General features: G+C 42.4%; 24 protein-coding genes. 21 read left to right on the top strand and 3 right to left on the bottom strand.

The features are described 5' to 3' along the window. The first annotated feature begins 131 nt into the window (after positions 1-131). From G573_RS0105430 to ileS, 16 genes are all read left to right on the top strand, one after another. The gene (locus G573_RS0105430) at positions 132-338 is read left to right on the top strand and encodes a YqgQ family protein (protein ID WP_027975761.1); all 207 of its coding nucleotides are present in this window, start codon (positions 132-134) and stop codon (positions 336-338) included. Further along, the gene (locus tag G573_RS0105425) at positions 331-1,302 is read left to right on the top strand and encodes an ROK family glucokinase (RefSeq protein WP_027975760.1); all 972 of its coding nucleotides are present in this window, start codon (positions 331-333) and stop codon (positions 1,300-1,302) included. The genes G573_RS0105430 and G573_RS0105425 overlap by 8 nt, the downstream gene beginning before the upstream one ends. Before the next feature lie 9 nt (positions 1,303-1,311). Beyond that, positions 1,312-1,701, top strand: coding sequence for a rhodanese-like domain-containing protein (locus tag G573_RS0105420; protein WP_027975759.1), 390 nt, complete (start codon positions 1,312-1,314; stop codon positions 1,699-1,701). Positions 1,702-2,129: 428 nt separating this feature from the next. Next, the gene (typA, locus tag G573_RS0105415) at positions 2,130-3,974 is read left to right on the top strand and encodes a translational GTPase TypA (RefSeq protein WP_027975758.1); all 1,845 of its coding nucleotides are present in this window, start codon (positions 2,130-2,132) and stop codon (positions 3,972-3,974) included. A 29-nt stretch (positions 3,975-4,003) separates the two neighbouring features. Then, a complete protein-coding gene (locus G573_RS0105410) occupies positions 4,004-4,267 on the top strand; it encodes a DUF3165 family protein (protein ID WP_027975757.1) in 264 nt (87 codons plus the stop codon). A gap of 603 nt (positions 4,268-4,870) precedes the next feature. After that, entirely contained in the window at positions 4,871-6,226 is a 1,356-nt protein-coding gene (gene murD, locus G573_RS0105405; RefSeq protein ID WP_027975756.1) for a UDP-N-acetylmuramoyl-L-alanine--D-glutamate ligase, read from the top strand. Positions 6,227-6,228: 2 nt separating this feature from the next. After that, positions 6,229-7,314, top strand: coding sequence for a UDP-N-acetylglucosamine--N-acetylmuramyl-(pentapeptide) pyrophosphoryl-undecaprenol N-acetylglucosamine transferase (locus G573_RS0105400; RefSeq protein WP_027975755.1), 1,086 nt, complete (start codon positions 6,229-6,231; stop codon positions 7,312-7,314). Continuing rightward, the gene (locus G573_RS0105395) at positions 7,314-8,459 is read left to right on the top strand and encodes a cell division protein FtsQ/DivIB (protein WP_027975754.1); all 1,146 of its coding nucleotides are present in this window, start codon (positions 7,314-7,316) and stop codon (positions 8,457-8,459) included. Before G573_RS0105400 ends, G573_RS0105395 begins: the two co-directional genes overlap by 1 nt. Before the next feature lie 141 nt (positions 8,460-8,600). Continuing rightward, on the top strand, positions 8,601-9,962 hold the full coding sequence (ftsA, locus tag G573_RS0105390; RefSeq protein ID WP_027975753.1) for a cell division protein FtsA: 1,362 nt from the start codon (positions 8,601-8,603) through the stop codon (positions 9,960-9,962). 23 nt (positions 9,963-9,985) lie between these two features. Beyond that, positions 9,986-11,290, top strand: coding sequence for a cell division protein FtsZ (gene ftsZ / locus G573_RS0105385; RefSeq protein WP_027975752.1), 1,305 nt, complete (start codon positions 9,986-9,988; stop codon positions 11,288-11,290). A 2-nt stretch (positions 11,291-11,292) separates the two neighbouring features. Next, complete coding sequence (locus G573_RS0105380; protein WP_027975751.1) at positions 11,293-11,964, top strand: YggS family pyridoxal phosphate-dependent enzyme; 672 nt, start codon at positions 11,293-11,295, stop codon at positions 11,962-11,964. A 13-nt stretch (positions 11,965-11,977) separates the two neighbouring features. Continuing rightward, positions 11,978-12,556, top strand: a complete 579-nt coding sequence (locus tag G573_RS0105375) for a cell division protein SepF (protein ID WP_027975750.1) — start codon at positions 11,978-11,980, stop codon at positions 12,554-12,556. Beyond that, positions 12,557-12,817 carry a YggT family protein gene (locus G573_RS0105370; protein ID WP_027975749.1) on the top strand — a complete coding sequence of 87 codons (261 nt, stop codon included), beginning with the start codon at positions 12,557-12,559 and terminating at the stop codon, positions 12,815-12,817. 1 nt (position 12,818) lies between these two features. Then, a complete protein-coding gene (locus tag G573_RS0105365; RefSeq protein ID WP_027975748.1) occupies positions 12,819-13,607 on the top strand; it encodes a YlmH family RNA-binding protein in 789 nt (262 codons plus the stop codon). 10 nt (positions 13,608-13,617) lie between these two features. Then, entirely contained in the window at positions 13,618-14,412 is a 795-nt protein-coding gene (locus G573_RS0105360) for a DivIVA domain-containing protein (protein ID WP_027975747.1), read from the top strand. A 301-nt stretch (positions 14,413-14,713) separates the two neighbouring features. Next, on the top strand, positions 14,714-17,506 hold the full coding sequence (gene ileS, locus G573_RS0105355; RefSeq protein ID WP_027975746.1) for an isoleucine--tRNA ligase: 2,793 nt from the start codon (positions 14,714-14,716) through the stop codon (positions 17,504-17,506). Positions 17,507-17,623: 117 nt separating this feature from the next. On the opposite strand, the gene G573_RS0105350 is transcribed toward ileS, so the two are convergent. From G573_RS0105350 to G573_RS0105340, 3 genes are all read right to left on the bottom strand, one after another. Next, a complete protein-coding gene (locus G573_RS0105350; protein WP_003089340.1) occupies positions 17,624-17,926 on the bottom strand; it encodes a DUF1827 family protein in 303 nt (100 codons plus the stop codon). A gap of 67 nt (positions 17,927-17,993) precedes the next feature. Then, on the bottom strand, positions 17,994-18,446 hold the full coding sequence (locus tag G573_RS0105345) for an NUDIX domain-containing protein (RefSeq protein ID WP_037586785.1): 453 nt from the start codon (positions 18,444-18,446) through the stop codon (positions 17,994-17,996). Between the two features lie 167 nt (positions 18,447-18,613). Further along, positions 18,614-20,878, bottom strand: coding sequence for an ATP-dependent Clp protease ATP-binding subunit (locus tag G573_RS0105340; protein WP_027975744.1), 2,265 nt, complete (start codon positions 20,876-20,878; stop codon positions 18,614-18,616). Positions 20,879-21,132: 254 nt separating this feature from the next. Between G573_RS0105340 and argF the strand changes: the two genes are divergently transcribed. The 5 genes from argF to G573_RS0105315 all read left to right on the top strand — a co-directional run bounded on the left by argF (position 21,133) and on the right by G573_RS0105315 (position 24,858). Then, positions 21,133-22,113 (top strand): ornithine carbamoyltransferase, encoded by a 981-nt coding sequence (gene argF / locus G573_RS0105335; protein ID WP_027975743.1) that lies wholly within the window; start codon positions 21,133-21,135, stop codon positions 22,111-22,113. Positions 22,114-22,188: 75 nt separating this feature from the next. Continuing rightward, the gene (locus G573_RS0105330; protein ID WP_027975742.1) at positions 22,189-22,419 is read left to right on the top strand and encodes a DUF1797 family protein; all 231 of its coding nucleotides are present in this window, start codon (positions 22,189-22,191) and stop codon (positions 22,417-22,419) included. Positions 22,420-22,720: 301 nt separating this feature from the next. After that, positions 22,721-23,404 carry an amino acid ABC transporter permease gene (locus G573_RS0105325; RefSeq protein WP_027975741.1) on the top strand — a complete coding sequence of 228 codons (684 nt, stop codon included), beginning with the start codon at positions 22,721-22,723 and terminating at the stop codon, positions 23,402-23,404. Continuing rightward, positions 23,404-24,138, top strand: a complete 735-nt coding sequence (locus G573_RS0105320) for an amino acid ABC transporter ATP-binding protein (RefSeq protein ID WP_027975740.1) — start codon at positions 23,404-23,406, stop codon at positions 24,136-24,138. The genes G573_RS0105325 and G573_RS0105320 overlap by 1 nt, the downstream gene beginning before the upstream one ends. 255 nt (positions 24,139-24,393) lie before the next feature. Further along, complete coding sequence (locus tag G573_RS0105315; protein ID WP_027975739.1) at positions 24,394-24,858, top strand: ferrous iron transport protein A; 465 nt, start codon at positions 24,394-24,396, stop codon at positions 24,856-24,858. Positions 24,859-24,862 lie beyond the last annotated feature (4 nt).

The following is a 24,862-nucleotide window of genomic DNA, read 5'->3' as shown; positions in this document are numbered from 1 at the left end:
AATGCGTTGCACAGCTATTCCCGCACAAAAAAGAACCTGAGATTTATGTCTCAGGTTTTTGCTTATGCAAAGAGGCAAACGTTTGCAAAAATATATTGAAAAAACGGCCTTTTTTTGGTAAAATTTGAGAGATGAAAACATTATATGATGTGCAGCAGCTGTTAAAACAGTTTGGTATTTATGTTTATTTGGGCAAGCGGCTTTACGACATCGAAATGATGAAAATTGAGCTGGAGAGGCTCTATGAAAACGGGCTGATTTCAAAAAATGACTACTTACAAGCTGAATTAATTTTGCGCAGAGAGCACAGAATAGAAAAGGAAAAAGAAAATGAGTAAAAAGCTTTTAGGTATTGACCTCGGTGGCACAAGTGTCAAATTTGGGATTCTGACCTTGGATGGTCAAGTGCAGGAAAAATGGGCTATTGAAACCAATATTTTAGAAGACGGCAAACATATCGTTCCCGACATTATTGCATCTATCAAACATCGTTTAGACCTTTATGGATTGTCCAAAGACGATTTTGCAGGTATCGGTATGGGATCGCCGGGAGCAGTGGACCGTGCTCAAAAGACTGTTACAGGAGCTTTTAACCTGAATTGGGCTGAAACACAAGAAGTCGGAGCAGCTATTGAAGCAGAGCTGGGCATTCCTTTTGCCATTGATAATGACGCCAATGTTGCTGCTTTGGGCGAACGCTGGGTCGGTGCCGGTGACAATAATCCAGATGTTGTTTTTGTGACTTTAGGAACAGGTGTTGGCGGCGGTATCATTGCTGATGGCAATCTTATCCATGGTGTTGCCGGAGCCGGCGGAGAAATCGGGCACATTATTGTTGAGCCGGATGGGGGATTTGAGTGTACCTGCGGAAATAAAGGCTGTCTTGAAACAGTTGCTTCAGCAACAGGAGTTGTCCGTTTGGGACGGCTGATGGCAGAGAGTTATGAGGGTACATCAAGCATTAAAGCGGCCATTGATAACGGTGATAGTGTGACAAGCAAGGATATTTTCACTGCAGCGGCAGCCGGTGATAAATTTGCCGATTCTGTCGTTGAAAAGGTCGGATTTTATTTAGGTCTTGCAACGGCCAATATCAGTAATATTTTGAATCCTGATTCTGTTATTGTTGGCGGCGGTGTGTCTGCAGCCGGTGAATTTTTGCGCTCACGCATTGAAAATTATTTCCAAAAATTTGTCTTTCCGCAAGTCAAAAAATCCACTAAAATTAAAATTGCAGAACTGGGAAATGATGCCGGTATCATCGGAGCAGCCAGTCTTGCCCGTCAGTTTATTGAGGAATAAAGGAGTCATATGTCAGCTATAACGATTATTTTATGGATTATTGTTTTTGCCTTTCTTGCTTTCTTTGCCTGGAACTATATCCGTGTTCGCCGTGCGGCTAAGTATATTCCCAATGCGGAGTTTGAAAGTATGATGAGAAGAGCTCAGGTTATCGATTTGCGCTCTCCAAGTGAATTTCGCCGCAAGCATATTTTAGGAGCGCGCAATCTGCCGTCTGAGCAATTTAAAGAGTCTGTATCGGCTCTGCGCAAGGACAAACCGGTTCTGCTCTACGACAATACTCGCGGACAGCTGGTTGCCCGTGCCGTTTTAACGCTCAGAAAAGCAGGTTACAAGGATCTTTATGTTTTAAAAAATGGTCTTGACTACTGGAATGGAAAAGTGAAAGAACAAGGGTAATTTCTTTACGGTTTTATACAATATCAAACATGCTTTTAGACATGTTTCAGAGTGTAGACAAAGTCTTTTCTAAGACTTTCCTTAGGTGATACGGACGGTAGCGACTTCCTTCGGAATTCCATACCTAAGATTTGAGCCTAAGGTCTCAAATCTTCCGAGTGCCAGAAACTTCAGGTTTCAGGCACTTTTATCACGGCGGAAAGTCTCGGTTAGAGCTCGCTCCGCTCGCAGATAGATGCTATTTAAATTGGCGTTTTTAGAACTTCAAAACATATATGTATAGAAAAAATAGATTTATCTTCAAGTTGAAACATGCTTTTAGGCATGTTTTTTCTTATTTCAAACGTTTACAGTCATCTTTCCTGCGATTTTTTTTAAAAATTGTGCTATAATTGGTAAGTTGAAATAAAATAATTGTAAGAGGAATCATGACAAAATTTAGAGAAGATATTAGAAATGTTGCTATTATTGCCCACGTTGACCATGGGAAAACAACGCTTGTAGATGAGCTTTTGAAGCAATCGCATACACTTGATGAACATAAGCAGCTGGAAGAGCGGGCTATGGATTCTAACGATCTTGAAAAGGAACGCGGAATCACCATTCTGGCTAAAAATACAGCTGTTGCTTATAACGGAACACGCATCAATATCATGGATACACCGGGACACGCGGATTTCGGCGGTGAAGTTGAGCGTATCATGAAAATGGTTGATGGTGTTGTTTTGGTTGTTGATGCCTATGAAGGAACAATGCCGCAGACCCGTTTCGTTTTGAAGAAGGCCCTGGAGCAGAATTTGGTACCGATCGTTGTTGTCAATAAGATTGATAAGCCGTCTGCCCGTCCTGAAGAAGTTGTTGACGAGGTGCTGGAGCTTTTCATTGAGCTGGGAGCAGACGATGATCAGCTGGAATTCCCGGTTGTATATGCATCAGCGATTAACGGAACTTCATCTCTTTCAGATGACCCGGCTGAGCAAGAGCATACAATGGCGCCGATTTTTGATACGATTATTGACCATATTCCAGCGCCGATTGACAATTCAGACGAGCCGTTACAGTTTCAAGTATCCCTTCTTGATTACAATGATTTTGTCGGACGTATCGGTATTGGCCGTGTTTTCCGCGGAACAGTAAAAGTGGGTGATCAGGTTACCCTTTCAAAACTTGACGGAACTACTAAGAACTTCCGTGTAACAAAACTTTTTGGTTTCTTCGGGCTTGAACGCCGTGAAATCAACGAAGCCAAAGCTGGTGACTTGATTGCAGTTTCGGGTATGGAAGATATCTTTGTCGGCGAAACGATTACACCGACTGATGCCGTTGAGCCACTGCCAATTCTTCATATTGACGAGCCGACACTGCAGATGACTTTCTTGGCAAACAATTCGCCCTTTGCAGGACGTGAAGGTAAATTTGTCACATCCCGCAAAGTTGAAGAACGGCTGTTAGCTGAGCTGCAGACTGATGTTTCGCTTCGTGTTGAGGCAACGGATTCCCCTGATAAATGGACGGTATCAGGACGCGGCGAATTGCATTTGTCAATTCTTATTGAGACTATGCGCCGTGAAGGCTATGAGCTGCAGGTATCGCGTCCTGAAGTTATCATTAAAGAAATTGACGGTGTGAAAATGGAACCCTTTGAACGTGTTCAGATTGATACGCCGGAAGAATATCAAGGTGCAGTTATCCAGTCACTGTCAGAACGTAAAGGTGAAATGCTTGATATGCAGTCAACCGGCAACGGTCAGACCCGCTTGATCTTTTTGGCGCCGGCACGCGGACTTATCGGTTATCCGACAGAGTTTTTGTCAATGACACGCGGTTACGGGATTATGAACCATACCTTTGACAAGTACTTACCGGTTATCAATGCTGAAATCGGCGGCCGCCACCGCGGTGCTCTTGTCTCTATTGATACAGGAAAAGCGACAACTTACTCGATCATGTCCATTGAAGAACGCGGAACAATCTTTGTTAATCCGGGGACAGAAGTGTATGAAGGCATGATTATCGGTGAAAATTCACGCGAGAATGATTTGACGGTAAACATTACCAAGGCTAAGCAGATGACTAATGTCCGCTCGGCTACCAAGGATCAGACAGCTGTTATTAAAACACCGCGCATTCTGACACTTGAAGAGTCGCTTGAGTTCCTCAATGATGATGAATACATGGAAGTGACGCCTGAGTCTATCCGTCTGCGCAAGCAAATCCTGGATAAGAATGCACGGGCCAAGGCTGCTAAAAAGAAAAAATCTGCTGAAGATTAAAATACTCAGTCAGAGAGAAGGGAGAAAAAATGTTTTATGCTATCATCGCAATACTGCTTGTAATGTATTACATTTTTATCGCTCCTAAGACGGTCAAAAATACCATGAATATGATTTCTGTGGTAGCTATTGTGGCCTTTTTAATGGTGCTGGCCGGAATGACTTTTATCAAGATTATGCAGTCACCTCCCGAAATCTTTGTCGGTATAGGGATGCTTGCTGTCGGCTATTGTGCCTTAAAAGATGTACTGCAGCTAACGACCAGACCTAAAAGTAAAAAAAATCATAACTAAAATGTTGAGACCGGAACAAAGTTCCGGTCTCAGGTTGTAGACAAATTCCCAAAACTAAATTCTCTCTAAAGTTTCATCATAGAATAGTATCACTTTTCGTTTTTGTAAGATGATATAGAAATGAGCGAAGCCTAATCTGATACTTCCTGATGTAGCAAAAGAGGCAGAAACATTGAGTTTCTGCCTCTCGGAGATTTTGAGACCTAGGCTCAAAATCTAGGTATGGAATTCCGAAGGAAGTCGCTATGACGATTGCCGTTAGAAATCGATACTATTTCTAACGGCAATCTAATGCAAAACCTAGTCAAGAGCTATAGCCTTGGCGTTTGGTTTTGCCGTCCGTGCTACCTAAGGAAAGTATCATAACAAAATATTACGTTTTGAGAAAATAGACTTTTTCTTCAGTCTGAAACCGGAACTTTTGTTCCGGTTTTTTAGCTATGTTTAGCTAATCGTTAAATGAACTGCTGTGTGCCGAACGTTATCTTCTTGCTTCTGTGGTGAGAAAGAAAGTCTTTGTCTTACTTTAAAATCTTGAAAAAGTCGTCTATTCAGGGTAAAATATTAGAGTATATAGTTAATGAGAAAGTCAGAATTATCAAAATGAAACAAGTTAAAAAATTTGAAAATAAAAAAGTCTTGGTGCTGGGTTTAGCACGATCGGGCCAAGCAGCTGCCCGCCTCTTGGCAAAACTGGGGGCCATTGTAACCGTCAATGATGGCAAACCTTTTGATGAAAATCCTTCTGCGCAGGCACTCTTGGAAGAAGGCATCAAGGTCATTTGCGGCAGCCATCCTTTGGAACTTCTGGATGAGGAATTTGCTTATATGGTTAAAAATCCGGGAATTCCTTATACCAATCCTATGGTTGTCAGGGCATTGGAGAAAAATATTCCTGTCATTACAGAGGTTGAACTGGCCTATTTGGTTTCTGAAGCGCCTATTATTGGCATTACAGGTTCTAACGGCAAGACAACGACGACAACCATGATTGCAGAGGTCTTAAATCACGGCGGTCATTCGGCGCTTTTATCAGGGAATATTGGCTATCCGGCCAGTGAAGTGGCACAGTCGGCAGTTACTGCAGACACTTTGGTTATGGAATTATCCTCTTTTCAGTTAATGGGAACGGAAGATTTTCATCCGCATCTTGCTGTGATTACTAATCTGATGCCAACGCACATTGACTACCACGGTTCCTTTGAGAATTATGTTGAGGCCAAGTGGAATATCCAAAAGAATATGACTGCAGATGATGTTATCATTCTTAATTTCAATCAGAAACTTGCTGAGGATCTGGCGGCACAAACTAAGGCTACGGTTGTTCCTTTTTCAACAGAGAAAAAAGTTGATGGTGCTTATTTAGAGGACGGAATGCTTTGTTTTAAGGGACAGGCCGTCATGAAAGCAGATGAGCTCGGTGTTCCGGGCAGCCATAATGTTGAAAATGCTTTGGCAGCAATCGCTGTGGCTAAATTGTCCGGTGTGTCAGATGAAGCCATCAGAGAAACTTTGGCTCATTTTGGCGGTGTTAAGCACCGTCTGCAATATTTGGGTGAAGTCAATGACGTTAAATTTTACAATGACAGTAAATCAACTAACATATTAGCAACTCAAAAAGCTCTGTCAGGCTTTGATAATAAGAAAGTCATCCTGATTGCAGGCGGTCTTGACCGCGGCAATGAATTTGATGACCTTGTGCCGGATCTTGCAGGGCTGAAAAAAATGATTATTCTGGGAGAATCGGCTCCCCGGGTTAAGCGTGCTGCAGATAAGGCAAAAGTATCTTATCTGGATGCTAGAGATGTTGCTGAGGCTGCTAAGCTTGCTTTTGAAAATGCCGAGAGCGGCGATGTCATCCTTTTGAGCCCGGCTAATGCCAGCTGGGATATGTATAAAAATTTTGAAGTGCGCGGAGATGAATTTATCGCAGCCTTTGAAGCGATCAAGGGAGAGTAAACATGGCAAAAAAGAAAATTGTCTTTACAGGCGGCGGCACTGTCGGCCATGTTACTCTCAATTTGATTTTAATCCCTCGATTTCTAAAGGACGGCTGGGAAGTCCACTATATTGGTGACAAGCATGGGATTGAGCACGAACAGATTGAGCAGTCGGGTCTGGATGTCAGCTTTCATTCGATTGCCACCGGCAAGCTGCGGCGCTATTTTTCCTGGCAAAATCTGCTGGATGCTTTTAAGGTCGGCTGGGGTGTTTTGCAGTCGTTGGCCATCATTGCTAAAATCCGTCCGCAGTTACTCTTCTCCAAAGGGGGCTTCGTATCGGTTCCGCCTGTAATTGCAGCCAAGTTTTTAAGGGTTCCGGTTTTTGTTCATGAATCAGATTTATCAATGGGGCTGGCCAATAAAATTGCTTATAAATTTGCTACGACCATGTACACCACTTTTGAACAGGCAGATACATTGACTAAAACCAAGCATGTCGGAGCCATCACTAAAATTGGCAAAAAAAGCTTGAGTCTGGAGACAGCAGAGCAGATTGAAGCTGTCAAAGAACAGTTTGATTCTGATTTGAAAACGCTGCTTTTTATCGGCGGATCAGCCGGTGCCAAGGTTTTTAACCGCTTCATCAGCGCTTCGCCTGAACTGCTGAAAAGTTATAACATTATCAATATTTCTGGTGATAAGCAGTTAAACAGCCTGAGCCCACATCTTTACAGGGTGGATTATGTAACGGATCTCTATCAGCCTCTCATGGATTTGGCAGATGTTGTCGTTACACGCGGCGGATCAAATACCATCTTTGAGCTGCTTGCAATGAACAAACTGCATTTGATTGTTCCCTTAGGACAAGAAGCCAGCCGCGGGGATCAGCTGGAAAATGCTGCCTACTTTGAAAAAAAAGGTTATGCTCAGCAATTGCCTGAGGAAAATCTGGATGCGGCTCACTTAGCTGAAAAAGTCGAAAACTTGCTGGTCAATCAAGATTTTTATAAAAAGAATATGGCATCATCAAATGAGATTACCTCTCCGGACGATTTCTACAGTCTTTTGTTAAAAGATATAAAAACTGAAAATAAAGGGAAATAATGGCAAAAGATAAAAAAGATACAGAAAAACAGGAAGTTCCTTTAACAGAGTGGCAGCAGCGCAATCTGGAATTTCTCAGAAAAAAACAGGAAGAAAAGCTTGAAAAAGAAAAATTAAATGAAAAAAAGATAGCTGAGAAAAGAGCTCAGTTTCAGGCTGACAAGGAAAGTTCTCAAGAAGCCAAACCAAAGGCAAAAAAAGAGTCTGCTCCCGACAAAGAAACTGAACAGGAAAAAACCAAAGAAAAGCAAGCAAAAGTCAAAAAGCCCAAGAAGAAAAAAACACGGGTTATTCCTCGCAAAGATTTCTGGCAGGCCTTTTTGGTAATCACTGTTTCAGTGCTGGTTTTGCTGGTTTCCTTGTTTATGATCAGCCCGTTCAGCCGTCAAAAAAACATAAAGGTTTCAGGCAATAAAAATGCGATTGAAGCGCAGTTGATTGAAAGATCAGGCATTAAGAAGTCAGATTATCTGACAGCTTTGATTTTTGAAAAGAGCCGCTTTGAAAATACCTTAAAAGCCAAGGACAAATGGATTAAAGAAGCTCATCTGATTTACCGTTTTCCAAACAGCTTTACGCTGAGAGTCAAAGAGCGCAGCATAATTGCCTATACGCAGACTGACAACGGCTATATTCCTATTTTAGAAAATGGCACACAGGCTGACGCAGTCAATGCTTCAGAACTGCCTGACTCTTTTTTGACCATCAATCTTGACAATGCGCAGGATGTCCAGACACTTGTTAAAAAATTGGCAAAATTAGACCAAGCCTTAGTTAAGGGGATTAAAACGATCTCCTCAGCCAATTCGAACTCCACCAAGGATTTGCTTTTATTGGAAATGACAGACGGCAATACTGTTCGTGTTCCTCTGTCGGAAATTGACAGTAAGCTGCCTTACTACCCTAAAATCAAGAAGGATCTGGCAGACGGCAGTATTGTTGATATGGAAGTCGGCCTCTACAGTACTAATTCAGATATTGAAGCTGCGCTTGCCGAACACAAGGCATCTGCCACAACAGAAGCCTCTTCTGAGGGAGAGGAAAGCCAGTCGTCTGCAGATGACAATTCAGCTTCAGAAGCTTCTTCGGCTGCCGGGTCAGAGGAAAATACTCAGCCGGTCACAGAAGCGACCACTGCTCCATGATTTTCATGAGAATCAAGAAATTAAGTTTCTATAACAAAAAACGTAAAAAGCTTAACATTTTACGTTTTTTTATGGTATAATATTTCCTGAATAATTCTGTTTTTGACAGTAATAGAATGGAAAGATAGAGAGGTCGAGTGAATGGCTAGAGATGGCTTTTTTACAGGATTAGATATAGGAACAAGCTCGATTAAAGTTTTGGTTGCTGAATTCATTGACGGCAGTATGAATGTTATCGGTGTCAGTAATGTTAAAAGTTCGGGTGTAAAAGACGGCATTATCATTGATATAGACACTGCAGCAGAAGCTATTAAAACAGCGATTGAAGAAGCAGAAGAAAAGGCAGGAATGTCAATCAGCAAGGTTAATGTCGGTCTGCCGGCAAATCTGCTGCAGATTGAGCCTACTCAAGGAATGATTCCTGTCCCTAGCGAGTCTAAAGAAATCAAAGATGAAGATGTTGACAGTGTAGTCCGCTCAGCCCTGACCAAGAGCATCACACCGGAGCGTGAAGTTATTTCACTGATTCCGGAAGAGTTCATTGTGGATGGCTTTCAGGGTATCCGCGATCCTCGCGGTATGATGGGTATTCGCTTGGAAATGCGCGGCTTGATTTACACCGGGCCAAGTACGATTTTGCATAATCTTCGCAAAACAGTGGAACGTGCAGGCATTGAGGTTGAAAATATTATTATTTCACCGCTTGCTCTTGCAAAATCAGTTTTAAACGAAGGAGAACGTGAGTTTGGTGCTACCGTCATTGATATGGGGGGCGGTCAGACAACTGTTGCTTCAATGCGTGCCCAAGAGCTGCAGTTTACAAATACTTATGCCGAGGGCGGCGATTACATCACTAAGGATATTTCTAAAGTCCTTAAGACATCGCACCAAGTTGCCGAAGCACTTAAATTTAATTTCGGAGAAGCTAATGTCTCTGAAGCCAGTTCAACAGAAACAGTGCAGGTAGAAGTTGTCGGTGAAAGAAATCCGATAGAGGTCACAGAACGTTACCTTGCGGAAATTATTTCAGCACGCGTCCGTCACTTGCTGGATCGCATCAAGCAAGATTTGGAACGCGGCAGGCTGCTGGATCTGCCCGGCGGTATTGTGATTGTCGGCGGTGCCGCAATCATGCCCGGTGTTGTTGAGGTCGCTCAGGAGATCTTTGGCGCCAATGTCAAACTTCATGTTCCCAACCAAGTTGGTATCAGAAACCCTATGTTTGCTAACATTATCAGTATTGTTGAGTATGTAGGAACACTGACCGAAGTTGATATTTTGGCACAGGGAGCTGTTTCCGGTGATGAAAAATTGAGAAGAAAACCAATTGATATTAAACCGACAGGTGTTGCTCCTAAAACTAGAAGTTTCGCTCAAACACAAGAATCTACCACTCTTGAGTCACAGCTGGAAGATTTGCCTCCTCAAACAGGAGAAGCAGCCAAGCCAAAACAAAAGATGAGTGACCGCGTACGTGGTATCTTTGGCAGTATGTTTGATTAAAGTTAAAGTGAGGAAAGATTAAAATGGCATTTTCATTCGATGCAGCATCTGTACAGGGTGCAGTAATTAAAGTAATTGGAGTCGGCGGCGGCGGCGGTAACGCCATCAACCGCATGATTGATGAGGGCGTTTCCGGTGTTGAATTCATCGCAGCCAATACCGATATCCAAGCTCTAAGCAGCTCTAAAGCTGAGACGGTGATTCAGCTCGGTCCTAAATTGACTCGCGGACTGGGTGCCGGCGGTCAGCCTGAAATCGGCCGCAAAGCCGCAGAGGAAAGTGAAGAAGCCCTGACAGAAGCTCTTAGCGGTGCTGATATGGTCTTTATCACTGCTGGTATGGGCGGCGGTTCCGGTACAGGAGCTGCTCCGGTCATCGCCCGCATTGCTAAGGGAGTCGGTGCACTGACAGTTGCTGTTGTTACACGGCCGTTTGGTTTTGAAGGCAGTAAACGCGGCAACTATGCCATTGAAGGGATTGATGAGCTTCGTGATGAAGTCGATACTCTTCTTATTATTTCAAATAATAATTTGCTTGAAATTGTTGACAAGAAAACACCGCTTCTTGAAGCGCTCAGCGAAGCTGACAATGTGCTCCGCCAAGGTGTTCAGGGGATTACCGATCTAATTACCAGTCCCGGTTTGATCAACCTTGACTTTGCTGATGTCAAAACGGTCATGGCAAATAAAGGCAATGCCTTGATGGGAATCGGTGTCGGAACTGGCGAAGAGCGTGTTATTGAAGCAGCCCGCAAAGCAACCTATTCACCGCTTCTTGAAACAACAATTGACGGGGCAGAAGATGTCATTGTCAATGTGACCGGTGGTCTTGATATGACGCTGACAGAAGCTGAAGAAGCTTCAGAAATCGTTAATCAGGCTGCAGGACACGGGGTAAATATCTGGCTCGGTACAGCGATTGATGAGTCTATGAAAGATGAGATTCGTGTAACTGTAGTTGCTACCGGTGTTCGCCCTGACCGTGTTGAGCAGGTGTCCGGCATTCGCCGTCAGGCAAAGCCTTACAGCCAGCCAAGACCTCAGCAGCAAGCCCCTGCTTCAAACGCTTCGCAGCCAAATTTTGATCGCCGTCAAAATTTTGATTTTGATTTAAACGAATCACACGAAATGCCGGCGGCAGAGCCAAGACAAACGCAAACAGAAGCACAGCCTCAGCAGTCTGCTTTCGGTGACTGGGATCTTCGCCGTGAAAGCATTGCCCGTCCTACTGAAGGAGAAATTGACAGTCAATTAAAAATGAGCAGTTTTTCAGCTGATTCAGACGATGATGATGAACTGGAAACACCTCCTTTCTTTAAAAACCGTTAACAATGAACTTACAAGCAAATAAAGATCGCATTTTTCAGGAAGTCGCTGCCTGTGCTCAGGCAGCCGGACGCAATAAAGATGATGTCACTGTTGTTGCAGTTACTAAATACGTTGACAGCAGCACAGCAGAAAAGCTTGTTCAAACGGGGGTTAAGCACATTGCCGAAAACAGGGTTGACAAGTTTCTCGACAAATATCGTGCTTTACAGGCTTATGATCTGACATGGCATCTGATTGGCAGTTTGCAGCGGCGTAAGGTTAAGGATGTTATCAACTTGGTTGATTACTTCCATGCCCTTGATTCTGTAAAGTTAGCTGCTGAAATTCAAAAACGTGCTGAACATGATATTAAATGCTTTTTGCAAGTTAATATTTCTGGCGAAGAAAGCAAGCATGGTTTCAAAGTGTCAGAAGTAGATAATATACTTGAAGAAATTCAAAAATTTGATAAGATTAAAGTTGTTGGTTTGATGACCATGGCGCCAATAGATGCTTCAAAGCAGGAATTGGCAAAAATTTTCAGCCAAGCCAATGAATTGAGAAAAAATCTAAAAGAAAGAAACTTAAAGAATATGCCTTTCGATGAATTGAGCATGGGGATGAGCGGTGATTTTCCGATTGCAGTTCAAAATGGTGCAACCTTTGTTCGAATAGGCAGTGAATTCTTTAAATGAAACGGAGATACGTATGGCACTTAGAGATAGCTTTAACAGAATTATTTCTTACTTTGATACTGATGAAGTCAGCGAAGTAGAAGAACCTGTTGCTGTACCGGCTCGACAGCAGGAGTCTGCTAAACGTCCTGTTGCTCAGCAGACACAGCAAAATGCAAAAAAGAATCATCAGCCTAAACAAGCGCCTGCTAGGCCAAATCAAGGGCAGTCAGGGCAGAATCGCCGCCCGTCAAGTGAAGAAAATATTCACCCGCTCCCAACTCGCCGCAATAATGCTCAGCAGTCTGCGCAGGAAAAAACAACAATTGCGCTTAAATTTCCTCGTAAATACGAGGATGCAGAAGAAATCGTTGATTTGCTGATTCGAAATGAATGTGTGCTGATTGATTTCCAATACATGCTTGAAGCACAAGCTAGGCGCTGCTTAGACTTTATTGACGGAGCCAGCAAGGTGTTGGCAGGAAATCTGCAAAAAGTCGGTGCATCAATGTATCTTTTGACACCAATCAATGTTATTGTTGATGTTGAAGAAATGAGCCTTGCTGCCAACGGTCAGGATGTCAGCTTTAACTACGATATGAAGAGACGTTAAATGATGTTAGCGTATATTGTGCTTATCCTGGCAAGAGCGATTGAAATCTACTCTTTCTTGCTGGTGGTTTATGCTCTCTTATCATGGTTTCCTGATGCTTATGATACTTGGCTTGGGAGACTGTTAGTTGATATTGTGGAACCAGTCATTAAACCGTTCAGGCGTTTCAATCTGCAGTTTGCAGGACTTGATTTTACAATTATTATCATTATTTTGCTTTTGAATTTATTGAAACAGTTTTTATTTAATCTTCTTATTTAATATGGCAAAACAAGAGATTTATCAGCACTTTAGGTTAGAAGAGCAAGAATTAATTGAAAAGGCTTATGATTTAATTAAACAAGCAGAAGATACCTACAGTTTTTGCCTTACGGATTTTTTAAACCCCAGACAAATTGCAGTTATGAAGAGTATTGCAGGGCAGACAGATCTAAAGTGTTATGTCAGCTCGGATTTTATTCCTTCTGAATATGCTCGGCTCTTGATAGCGCCGGCTTACTACAATTTGGATTTGGCAGACTTTGGTATTAGTTTGCTGGAAATTAAATACAACAGTAAATTTAATCACTTGACGCATGCTCAGATTATGGGAACCCTGATTAATAAATTAGGCATTGAACGTCATATTTTAGGTGATATTTTAGTTCAGGAAAATCGCGCACAGGTTTTTGTTGAAAAAAGCATGGTTTCTTATTTAAGTACTCAGGTAAGTAAAATAGGAAGAGCAGCGGTTGTTTTTGAAGAAATACCCTTTGAAAAACAGCTGGAAAATCAATCCGATACCAAAGAAGTTGATATTTTAGCATCAAGTATGCGATTAGATAAAATTATCGCAGCCGTTCTGAAGATTTCTCGGGGAACGGCCAGTAAGTTAATCGAAAGCGAAAAGGTGAAGCTGGATTATCTCATTCAGCCCAAGGTATCTCATCTGGTTGAAGTTGGCGATCTAATCAGCGTCAGAGGTTACGGGAGATTTACCGTAAAACGTGATAATGGTTTTTCAAAGCATGGAAAACATAAACTGACCATTGACCGAATCACACATAAATAAGGAGAATAAAATGGCAATTACAGCACTTGAAATTAAAGATAAAACTTTTGGAACAAAAATGTTTGGCTACAATACCCAAGAAGTAGAAGAATTCTTGGATATTGTTGTTGATGACTACGAAGAGTTGGTACGCGCTAATCGTGAAAAAGATAATCGTATCAAGGAATTAGAAGATAAACTGGGCTACTTTGATGAAATGAAAGAGTCACTTAGCCAGTCTGTCATTTTGGCTCAGGAAACGGCTGAGAAAGTTAAGGCATCAGCAAATACAGAGTCAACGAACATTTTAAATAAGGCTACTTATGAGTCTCAGCAATTGGTTGATGCAGCTAAAGCGAAGGCTAACGAAATTCTGCGTGATGCTACAGATGAAGCTAAGCGCATTGCTGTTGAAACAGAAGAACTCAAACGCCAAAGCCGTGTGTTCCATCAGCATCTCTTATCTGTGGTAGAAGGTCAGCTGGCTCTTGCTAATTCTCCGGAATGGACAGAACTTTTGCAGCCAACAGCAGTTTATCTGCAAAATTCTGATGCAGCCTTTAAAGAAGTTGTTGAACAGGTTTTAGATGAACATGTACCGGACACTGCGGATACAGAACCTATTGATGTAACGCGTCAGTTTAGCCCGGAAGAGTTGGAAGATTTGCACCGCCGTGTTGCTGAAAGCAATAAGAAATTGGAAGAAACACAAGCGGACAATGAGCAGCCGATTATTATTGAAGCAACTCATGAAACAACACCGGATACTCCGGAAGAGCTGAATTTGAACGAGACACAAACCTTTAAATTAAATATTAACGAATAACAAAAACACAAGCTTAATGAACAGTTTCAGCGAGCAGGTGATGGTGGAAGACCTGCACTCCCTTGATTAAGGCTTATCATTTTGTTCGTTTCTGTCTGAATAACTAAGATGGAAGGTCTAGCTTACCTTACAAGCTAAGAGGGATAGACACTTGTCTGTCTGAACTAAGGTGGTACCACGAACTTTCGTCCTTTGATGAAGGTTCTTTTTTTTATTCCTATGCGGATGATAAAGCTGCTGCCTTTACTGCAATCGTTCAGCTATCCCTCGTAACAATTAAACAATGAAGTAAGGAGTTATAATGAAATTAAAAGAAACGCTTAACCTCGGTAAAACACCTTTTCCTATGCGTGCGGGACTGCCCAATAAAGAACCGCAGTGGCAAAAACAATGGGACGAAGCAGATATTTATGCTAAACGTCAGGAATTAAATGCCAATAAGCCGTCTTTCTTCCTGCATGACGGCCCTCCCTATGCGAACGGCAACATTCATTTAGGACATGCCCTCAATAAAATTTCAAAAGATATTATCGTACGTGCTAAATCAATGTCCGGCTTCAGGGCACCGTATGTTCCGGGATGGGATACCCATGGTCTGCCAATTGAGCAGGTACTGGCTAAAAAAGGTGTTAAGCGCAAGGAGCTTGATCTGGCTGAGTATTTGGAAATGTGCCGTGATTATGCTCTAAGTCAGGTTGATAAACAGCGTGAAGACTTTAAGCGTTTGGGGGTAGCCGGTGACTGGAAGAACCCTTATGTGACCTTAGTACCTGAATATGAAGCGGCTCAGATTCGTGTCTTTGGTGCCATGGCTGATAAGGGCTACATTTATCGAGGTGCCAAACCGGTTTATTGGTCTTGGTCGTCTGAATCTGCACTGGCAGAGGCAGAAATCGAGTATCACGATATTGAGTCAACATCGCTTTACTATGCCAACCGTGTTAAAGATGGCAAGGGAGTGCTGGACACAGATACCTATATCGTTGTCTGGACAACAACACCTTTTACCATCACAGCTTCCTGCGGTCTGACCGTCGGTCCGGATATGGATTATGCCGTGGTCAAACCAGCCAATGATGAACGTAAATTCGTGGTTGCGCAGGCTTTGCTTGTGGAATTGTCAGAACGTTTTGGCTGGGAAAATCCAGAAACTCTGGCCGTTTATAAAGGAAGTGAGCTTGATCGCATCGTTACAGCCCATCCATGGGATGATGATGTAGAAGAATTGGTTATGAATGGCGACCATGTTACGCTTGATTCCGGTACCGGAATTGTTCATACGGCGCCCGGCTTTGGTGAAGATGACTACAATGTAGGAATTAAATACGGTCTTGAAGTGGTGGTTACCGTTGATGAGCGCGGTATCATGATGGAAAACGCTGGTCCTGATTTTCAAGGGCAATTCTATGACAAGGTTCTGCCGACAGTCAAGGAAAAACTGGGTGACTTGCTGCTTGCGTCTGAAGTCATCACTCACTCTTATCCATTTGACTGGAGAACGAAAAAACCAATTATCTGGCGGGCAGTACCGCAGTGGTTTGCTTCGGTTTCAAAATTCCGTCAGGATATTCTTGATGAAATTGACAAGGTTGATTTCTATCCTTCTTGGGGTAAGACACGTCTGTACAATATGATCCGAGACCGCGGCGACTGGGTTATTTCCCGCCAGCGTGCCTGGGGTGTGCCGCTTCCGATTTTTTATGCAGAGGACGGAACAGCTATTATGACCAAGGAAGTTACGGATCATGTTGCTGATCTGTTTGAAAAATACGGTTCGATTGTGTGGTGGCAGCGCGATGCCAAAGATTTGCTGCCTCAAGGATTTACCCATCCGGGATCGCCTAATGGCGAGTTCACCAAAGAAACGGATATCATGGACGTTTGGTTTGACTCAGGCTCATCTTGGAATGGTGTCCTAAATACACGTCAGGAACTTGCTTACCCTGCTGATCTTTATTTGGAAGGAAGCGATCAGTATCGTGGTTGGTTCAACTCTTCCTTGATTACTTCTGTTGCCGTTAATGGACATGCTCCTTATAAATCAGTCCTGTCTCAAGGCTTTGTGCTTGATGGTAAGGGCGAAAAGATGTCCAAATCAAAAGGCAATATCATTTCACCAAATGATGTCGCTAAGCAATACGGTGCTGAAATTCTGCGCTTGTGGGTAGCTTCTGTTGATACCGACAGCGATGTCCGGGTATCTATGGAAATTTTAGGACAGGTATCAGAAACCTATCGTAAAATTAGAAATACCCTTCGTTTCTTGCTGGCTAACACAGCTGATTTTAACCCACATACAGATGCGGTAGCCTTTGAAAACCTTCGCTCTGTTGACAAATACATGACCATCAAGTTTAACAAATTGGTAGCGGCTGTCAATCAAGCTTACAAAGATTATGATTTCATGGCTATTTATAAGGCTGTTGTTAATTTTGTGACGGTTGACCTGTCAGCTTTCTACCTTGATTTTGCCAAAGATGTCGTCTATATTGAGGCAGCAGACAGCTTGGCTCGCCGGCAAATGCAGACTGTTTTCTATGATATTTTAGTCAAGATTACAAAACTGCTGACACCGATTCTCCCGCATACCAGCGAAGAAATCTGGTCTTATCTGGATCATGAAGAGGAAGAGTTTGTACAGTTGGCAGAAATGCCGGAGGCACAACATTTTGTTAATCAAGATGAAATTTTAGATACCTGGGATGCCTTCATGTCACTTCGTGACCAAGCTCAAAAGGCTCTTGAAGAAGTCCGCAATGCGAAGATTATTGGTAAATCGCTTGAAGCGCATTTGACTGTCTATGCAGGTGAAGAAGTTTATGCTCTTCTTACGGCTCTCGACAGTGATGTGGCTCAATTGCTTATTGTATCGCAATTAACCGTGACACAGGAAGCAGCACCGGAGTCAGCCCTTGCTTTTGAGGATGTTGCATTTACTGTTGAGCATGCTCACGGTGACGTCTGCGATCGCTGCCGCCGTGTGGACGAAAGTGTTAAAGAACGCTCTTATAATGCTGCGATTTGCGATCATTGTGCAGCCATCTTGGAAGAACATTTCCCAGAAGCTATCGCTCAAGGATTTGAAAGTAAATAATTAAAAAGACTTGGAACTTATCTTCAGCTAAGAAAGATGAGCCCAAGTCTTTTTTTGTGTTTAAAACTGTTGCTGCAGCGTCCACGAAAAAAGCCAGAAACAAAAGTTCCTGACTAATTAGTTAATTATCGGAATAGAAATTTCGATCAGATTTGCTGTATGCAAGGTTTTTAGCTGATCTAAAAGAATAATATTTTTATCGATTTTACGCTTGAGGAAAAATTCTCGGATAGCTTCAATTTCACTGTCTTTAATAGCGCGATGCTTATTTGAAATTAGGAGTTCATAATGTTTAGGGGCTTGGGTAAAAATAACATCAGTATTGCCGGCTGAATAAGTTTCAACAAGTGTCGCATCTGTATGCTGCAGCTGATTTTTTACCAGGCGCTGGTGGCTGCTGGTTGTGTTGATCAATCTCATAACTTTCCTCCTGTGGTAGTGTCGTAATAATATTATAGCATGATTTGAGAAGAAATGCCGTTTTAATTTAGTTTTTCTGGTGCTCTTTTTGCCAGCAGTCAATGCCCCATTTGTGACTGCCGCGCTTTAATTTTTCTTTAGCTTCTGCAATAGAAAACCAAGCCAGATGATTGAAATCTTCAAGAGGCTTGCCAACCTTGGTAAAACTTGTTACCTCATAAATATAAGCAGGATTGTAAAAATAAGTGTCCCTATGGCTGGAGTAAAAATACTCGTCTGCCTGACCGTAATACTGACCAATAGTGGCTGTAAATCCTAGTTCTTCAAGGAGTTCCCGCTCTAGCGCCTGCAGTTGATTTTCACCTTTTTCGATTTCACCGCCCGGCAAAAACCAAGCCCCGTTTGGCGCCTGAACAAGAATAATTTTTTCTTGGCTGCAATCAGCAATAACGGCATAAACACCAAAGCGCTCTTTGTAAGTGATGTCTGCTTTTTTTTCGCCAAAAGTTGGATGGTTCATGTGGTCCCCCTCTAAAGTTATCATGTCAATATTGCTTATTATTATACTAAAAAACGATTTTCTTGCCTAGTGTACAGCTGAAAAAGAGTCTATTGGCTTTTTCAGAAGTTTAGAATTTCCTATAAAAAGAAGGCTGGGAGTTTGTCTTATCCCAGCCTCTTAGAAAGTTATTCCGATTCTGAAGCAGTATTGGCTACTGTTTCCACTTTATTGTTAGCAGCCTTGATACTGATAGCTCCTTTGCTGGTCAGGACAGCTTTTAAGTTCTTTTGATCAGGATTTTCAAGGTAGAAGTCGGTAATAGCATCTTCAATGTAATCTTGAATAGTTCTGCGAAGCGGTCTTGCACCCATTTTTGGATCGTAACCAAGATCAACCAGTTTTTCCTTGACCTTGTCCGTAACATCAAGGTGAATGTCATTAACTGACAAACGATTATTAACATCATCCAGCATCAGGTCAACGATCTTAAGCAGGTTATCCTTGCTCAGTGCTTGGAACTCAATGATACCGTCGAAGCGGTTCATAAATTCAGGACTGAAGAAGTTGCCCAATTCACCCAGAACAGAATTTGTCCGGCCTTCTCGGCTGGCACCAAAACCAACACTGGCTTCGGCTGTTCCTGTACCGGCATTAGAAGTCATGATGATGATAGTATCCTTGAAGCTGACCGTGCGGCCTTGTCCGTCTGTCAAGCGGCCGTCATCCAAGACTTGCAGGAACATGTGCATGACATCCGGATGGGCTTTTTCAACTTCATCAAGCAAGATGAGAGAGTAAGGATTGCGGCGGACTTTTTCTGTCAGCTGTCCGGCTTCTTCATAACCCACATATCCCGGAGGAGCTCCGACCAGTTTAGCGACAGAGTGTTTTTCCATGTACTCACTCATATCAAAGCGAATCATGCTGTCCGCAGATCCAAAAAGTTCAATAGCTAATTGTTTAGACAGTTCGGTCTTACCGACACCGGTAGGTCCTACAAAGAGGAAGCTGCCGATTGGCCGGTTAGGTGTACCCAATCCTACGCGGTTGCGGCGAATAGCCTTAGCAATCTTGTCAACAGCTGCATCCTGTCCGATAACGTGCTGTTTTAAATCATCCGCCAGATGGATTAATTGAGACTGTTCTTTTTCTTTGAGTTCACCAACCGGAATGTTTGTCTTTTGCTCAACGATGGCTTCAATATTTTTTTCTGTGATGATTGGTGTGTTTTGTTCATCGATCTTAGCAGACTGCATTTCTTTATATTTAGCGATCTGATCGCGGAAGTAGGCTGCTTTTTCATAATCTTCATCACGGGTTGCCTGAGCCTTTAGATTTTCAGCTTCAGCCAAGCGGTGATCAATTTCTTGCGGATCTACAAAGTTAAGGGTCAGGTTCATCTTAGAACCGGATTCATCCAGAAGGTCAATAGCCTTGTCCGGCAGGAAGCGGTCCTGAATATAGCGGTTAGACAGAGTAGCAGCTGCTTCAATAGCCTCGTCAGTATATTTGACATGGTGATAGTCTTCATATTTAGGCTGAATACCCTTGAGGATAGTGATTGTTTCTTCAACACTAGGCTCATCAACCTTGACAGGCTGCATCCGACGTTCCAGAGCCGCATCTTTTTCAATAATTCGGTATTCATTGAGTGTCGTAGCACCGACAAGCTGGAGATCACCGCGAGCCAAAGCAGGCTTCAAAATATTACCGGCATCCATATTGCCATCACCGGCAGAACCGGCACCGACAATTTCATGGATTTCATCAATGAAGAGAATGACATCTTTGCGCTGCCGGATTTCTTCCATTAATTTTTGCATGCGTTCTTCGAACTGCCCTCTGATACCGGTACCTTGGACCAGGCTGACAACATCAAGGCGAATGACATTTTTGCCTTGCAATTTTTGAGGAACATCATTGTCAACAATTTTTTGAGCAAGTCCCTCAACAACAGCAGTCTTACCGACACCGGGTTCTCCGATGAGAACAGGATTATTTTTGGTTCGGCGGTTAAGAATTTCAATGACTCGGGTGATTTCTTCGTCACGGCCGATGACAGGATCAATTTCGCCTTTGCGGGCAATATCCGTTAAATTGATACCAAATTCTTCAAGCAGACCGTTTGGCCGCTGAGGACCCTGCTGACGAGGGCCTCCGGGGCGTCGGTTGTTCCCGTTGCCGCTATTGCCGCCGGACTGAGTCTGCGGTGAATTTGGCAGGTCCTGATTGAAAGCTCGGAAATTATTCAAATCACCAAAGAAATCATCAAAGAAAGGATTCATAGATGACGAATTTTGATGGGAAAGATTATTTAAAAAGCTGTTTTCAGGATCTGTTTTCATAATTTGATAGCAATTTTGGCAGAGATCAACCTGCTTTTGCTGACCGTTCACACTCGTATACAAGTGGATAGTCGCTTCATTTAAATTACAATTTTGACAGAGCATAATGGCTACCTCTTTCGTCGTAGAATACAAGTTTTGACTATTAAAACGTTTGGTCAATAATGGTCAAACTTTATATGTTAATTATAGCACCATTTAAACATAAATCAAGTAAAAAGATTGAAAGTTAAACCTTTGATAAAGTTTAGATAAGGGATTGTCATGCAACATTTGCTGAGTTTAAGCATTTACAAAAGAAACTTGACAATTATGAATAAAAATGTAAAAATATAGTATAAAAATACAAGGAGATTCAAATGACAGCCACAAAATCATTTTTAAAAGAGATAGATTATACGAAAGAAGAACTGGAAGCTCTTATTGACCTTTCTCTACAGTTTAAAAAATTAAAAAAGCAAAGAATTCCTCATAACTATCTGGAAGGTTTAAATATTGCTCTCATTTTTGAGAAAACCTCAACGCGAACCAGAAGTGCCTTCACTGTTGCCGGTCAGGATTTGGGAATGAATGTGACCTATTTGGGCAGCAATGAGATACAGTTAGGAAAAAAAGAGTCGGTTGCTGACACGGCTAAGGTCTTGGGTTCCATGTTTGATGGCATCGAGTACCGCGGCTTTAAGCAGGAACATGTGGAGATGCTGGCTGAATTTTCAGGGGTTCCTGTGTGGAATGGTTTGACAGATACCTGGCATCCAACCCAGATGATAGCTGATTTTATGACAGTCAAAGAGCATTTTGGTCAATTAGATGGCCTGACACTGGCCTATTTGGGAGACGGCCGCAACAATGTTGCCAATTCCCTGCTGGTGACTGCGGCTATCTTAGGAATTAATGTAAAGATCATTGCTCCCAAAGCCCTGCAGCCGAAGGCAGAGATTGTTGCTCTGGCCCAGCAGCACCAGACAGGAGGAGACATTACCATTACAGATGACACTGCGGCAGTAAAGGGTGCTGATATTCTTTATACCGATGTTTGGGTCTCAATGGGGGAAGAAGTTGATTTTAAAGAAAGAATCGATCTGCTGATGGATTATCAGCTAAATCAGGCCTTGCTTGATAAGACAGCTAATGCTGAAGCTATTGTCTTGCACTGCCTGCCTGCCTTTCATGATACCAATACAGAAATAGCTCAGACTATTTATGAACAGTATGGCTATGCAGAACTTGAAATTACAGATGCTGTTTTCCAGAAATACAGTCCGGTTATTTTTCAGGAAGCAGAAAACCGTCTTCATTCTATCAAAGCGATTATCTACCAATCCCTAAAAAATATCTAAAATCGACTATTTTACTGTTTTTTTGCCTTATTTGTGTTAAAATAAGAAGAGTTAAAAAACGAATAGGAGAATATCATGGAATCACATTTAGTGAGAATTATTAATCGTTTAGAATTGATGACGACTGATGACAGTAATTTGAAACGTCATTTTGAGCGTGACGGCGTTGTTGTTGCTGAAGTTTCATTCAATAATGATCCGGAAAACGGTCCTGTATTTACCCTGCGGGATGTTGCGGCGCGTGAGACTTATACGTTTGACAGTATTGATCTCATCGCTATGGAAATCTACGATTTACTCTACTAGTGTAAATAATGAAGAGAGGTTGGGAGGAGTCCTAACCTCTTAATTTATGTCTTTCGCAGTAAAAACAGTTATGCAGATAAAAGCAAAAACTGCTTAAAATGAATCCGGCTAAACTTGTTTTTCCCTGATAAATCAAGGAAGCAGGGATTTGCACAAAGGCGCTCGGTTCTGTTTTTGGAGGCTTTTGATTTTTTACAGACTGTTTGACAGCTGCTGATGTCGGTTAAAAGCTCCGAAAGATGACTTGTATTTTTATTCAAATTATAATATAATATTTCATATCATTTTAGAGGAGTAAGTTATGGACTTTTCATTTTTACCTAAATATTGGGCCTATTTTAATTATGGGGTGCTTGTTACCATCATGATTTCAGCATGTGTGGTATTTTTCGGGACCATTATCGGTGTTCTGGTAGCCCTGATTAAACGCAGCAATATCAAATTTTTAAATTGGCTGGTTTCCTTTTATGTGTGGATTTTCCGCGGAACGCCTATGGTCGTTCAAATTATGATTTCTTTCGTTATTCTGCACTTTGCCAATATGCCTATTGTTAAATTCGGTGTTTTGGATTTGGATTTTTCGCGGCTTTTGCCCGGGATTATCGTCTTATCGCTAAACAGCGGTGCTTATATTTCAGAAATTGTCCGTGCCGGTATCGAAGCGGTGCCTAAGGGGCAGCTGGAAGCTGCTTATTCGCTGGGGATTAAACCGGTCAATGCTATGCGTTATGTCATTTTGCCGCAAGCCTTTAAAAACATTCTGCCTGCTTTGGGAAATGAATTTATTACTATTATCAAGGATAGCTCGCTCTTACAGACCATCGGTGTTATGGAGCTGTGGAACGGTGCTCAGTCAGTTGTAACGGCAACCTATCTGCCTTTGACCCCGCTTTTGTTTGGAGCCTTTTATTATTTGATGGTGACGACACTGATGTCAGCACTGGTCAAATCACTTGAAACCCGTTTTGGTAAAGGAGACAGCTAATGTCAGAAACACTCATCAGTATTAAAAACCTGCATAAATATTTCGGTAAAAATGAGGTGCTTAAAGGGATTGACCTTGATATCAAACAAGGAGAAGTTCTGGTTATCATCGGTCCGTCGGGTTCTGGGAAATCGACTCTTTTGCGGACCATGAATCTCTTGGAAATACCGACTAAAGGACGCATCACCTTTGAAGGTGTAGATATCACAGATAAGGCAAATGATATTTTTAAAATGCGTGAGAAGATGGGAATGGTCTTTCAGCAGTTTAACCTCTTTCCTAATATGACTGTTCTTGGTAATATCACATTGTCTCCGATTAAAACGAGAGGACTCAGCAAGGCTGAAGCCGAAGAGAAAGCCTATCAGCTCTTGGATAAGGTCGGCTTGCGGGACAAGGCTGATGCCTACCCTTCAAGTCTTTCAGGAGGGCAGCAGCAGCGTATTGCTATCGCGCGCGGATTAGCTATGGATCCGGATGTCCTTTTATTTGATGAACCGACTTCAGCCCTTGATCCGGAAATGGTTGGTGAAGTGCTGGGCGTTATGCAGGATTTGGCTAAATCGGGCATGACCATGGCAATCGTTACGCATGAAATGGGCTTTGCACGTGAAGTGGCAGACCGTGTTATCTTTATGGATGACGGTGTCATTGTTGAAGAAGGATCGCCTGAGGCTGTCTTTGAAAATACTAAGGAAGAAAGAACTAAGGATTTTTTGGGAAAAGTCTTATAAATCAAGCAGGAGCTGGAAGGTACATCTTCCAGCTTTTTTCATTTCCCTAAAGGCGGCAAAGGGGCAGATAAATGAGAATTGGCAGCAGCACTTTTTCGCTTTTTTAGCAGATGCAAACCATATAAAAGTACCTTCTTTTTACTGTCACTGCAGCCCTTCGGGTCTGTTTTGGGGTGTCAGAAATTGCCAAATTATGATATACTGAATGAGTAAAATTGTTGATTTTATCAAGAATATTAATGGAGGTCAAGAAATTTGATTCTACAAGATGCACGTCTCAATGTTCCTTATAACATTGTCAGTATCAATCTGCCGGAAGCCAGCATAAGGCATCTTTCTAATCTGGGCTTAAAGGTTGGCAGCCGTGTTGAGCTGATTTCAAAGACAAAATCCAGTGCTATTGTCATGTTAAAATCAAGCCGCCTTGCTTTTGATGACTCCATTTTAGCTCAAATAGATGTCAGTGAGGATAAGGAAACGATAGAGACCCTTCCCTTATCAGAGCTGCCGGTAGGACAGTTTGCCTGTATTGATAACATTTTTGCTGTCAATGAGGCCAAACGCCGTTTGATGGATATGGGGCTGACGCGCCATACCAAGGTTTATCTTCGCAAGGTGGCTCCATTGGGAGATCCGATAGAGATTAGCCTGCGCGGTTATGAATTGACCCTGAGAAAATCTGAAGCGCAGATGATCAGCGTTGTCAAGATAGATGAATAGGAGG

The sequence above is a fragment of the Streptococcus devriesei DSM 19639 genome, from assembly GCF_000423725.1.
Classification (GTDB): Bacteria; Bacillota; Bacilli; order Lactobacillales; family Streptococcaceae; genus Streptococcus; species Streptococcus devriesei.
This window is presented reverse-complemented; position numbering and strand designations above follow the sequence as displayed.

Excerpts from the sequence above, each read along its gene's own strand:
- G573_RS0105430 (WP_027975761.1), top strand. The coding sequence starts at position 132 with ATGAAAACATTATATGATGTGCAGCAGCTGTTAAAACAGTTTGGTATT.
- G573_RS0105425 (WP_027975760.1), top strand. The coding sequence starts at position 331 with ATGAGTAAAAAGCTTTTAGGTATTGACCTCGGTGGCACAAGTGTCAAA.
- G573_RS0105420 (WP_027975759.1), top strand. The coding sequence starts at position 1,312 with ATGTCAGCTATAACGATTATTTTATGGATTATTGTTTTTGCCTTTCTT.
- typA (WP_027975758.1), top strand. The coding sequence starts at position 2,130 with ATGACAAAATTTAGAGAAGATATTAGAAATGTTGCTATTATTGCCCAC.
- G573_RS0105410 (WP_027975757.1), top strand. The coding sequence starts at position 4,004 with ATGTTTTATGCTATCATCGCAATACTGCTTGTAATGTATTACATTTTT.
- murD (WP_027975756.1), top strand. The coding sequence starts at position 4,871 with ATGAAACAAGTTAAAAAATTTGAAAATAAAAAAGTCTTGGTGCTGGGT.
- G573_RS0105400 (WP_027975755.1), top strand. The coding sequence starts at position 6,229 with ATGGCAAAAAAGAAAATTGTCTTTACAGGCGGCGGCACTGTCGGCCAT.
- G573_RS0105395 (WP_027975754.1), top strand. The coding sequence starts at position 7,314 with ATGGCAAAAGATAAAAAAGATACAGAAAAACAGGAAGTTCCTTTAACA.
- ftsA (WP_027975753.1), top strand. The coding sequence starts at position 8,601 with ATGGCTAGAGATGGCTTTTTTACAGGATTAGATATAGGAACAAGCTCG.
- ftsZ (WP_027975752.1), top strand. The coding sequence starts at position 9,986 with ATGGCATTTTCATTCGATGCAGCATCTGTACAGGGTGCAGTAATTAAA.
- G573_RS0105380 (WP_027975751.1), top strand. The coding sequence starts at position 11,293 with ATGAACTTACAAGCAAATAAAGATCGCATTTTTCAGGAAGTCGCTGCC.
- G573_RS0105375 (WP_027975750.1), top strand. The coding sequence starts at position 11,978 with ATGGCACTTAGAGATAGCTTTAACAGAATTATTTCTTACTTTGATACT.
- G573_RS0105370 (WP_027975749.1), top strand. The coding sequence starts at position 12,557 with ATGATGTTAGCGTATATTGTGCTTATCCTGGCAAGAGCGATTGAAATC.
- G573_RS0105365 (WP_027975748.1), top strand. The coding sequence starts at position 12,819 with ATGGCAAAACAAGAGATTTATCAGCACTTTAGGTTAGAAGAGCAAGAA.
- G573_RS0105360 (WP_027975747.1), top strand. The coding sequence starts at position 13,618 with ATGGCAATTACAGCACTTGAAATTAAAGATAAAACTTTTGGAACAAAA.
- ileS (WP_027975746.1), top strand. The coding sequence starts at position 14,714 with ATGAAATTAAAAGAAACGCTTAACCTCGGTAAAACACCTTTTCCTATG.
- G573_RS0105350 (WP_003089340.1), bottom strand. The coding sequence starts at position 17,926 with ATGAGATTGATCAACACAACCAGCAGCCACCAGCGCCTGGTAAAAAAT.
- G573_RS0105345 (WP_037586785.1), bottom strand. The coding sequence starts at position 18,446 with ATGAACCATCCAACTTTTGGCGAAAAAAAAGCAGACATCACTTACAAA.
- G573_RS0105340 (WP_027975744.1), bottom strand. The coding sequence starts at position 20,878 with ATGCTCTGTCAAAATTGTAATTTAAATGAAGCGACTATCCACTTGTAT.
- argF (WP_027975743.1), top strand. The coding sequence starts at position 21,133 with ATGACAGCCACAAAATCATTTTTAAAAGAGATAGATTATACGAAAGAA.
- G573_RS0105330 (WP_027975742.1), top strand. The coding sequence starts at position 22,189 with ATGGAATCACATTTAGTGAGAATTATTAATCGTTTAGAATTGATGACG.
- G573_RS0105325 (WP_027975741.1), top strand. The coding sequence starts at position 22,721 with ATGGACTTTTCATTTTTACCTAAATATTGGGCCTATTTTAATTATGGG.
- G573_RS0105320 (WP_027975740.1), top strand. The coding sequence starts at position 23,404 with ATGTCAGAAACACTCATCAGTATTAAAAACCTGCATAAATATTTCGGT.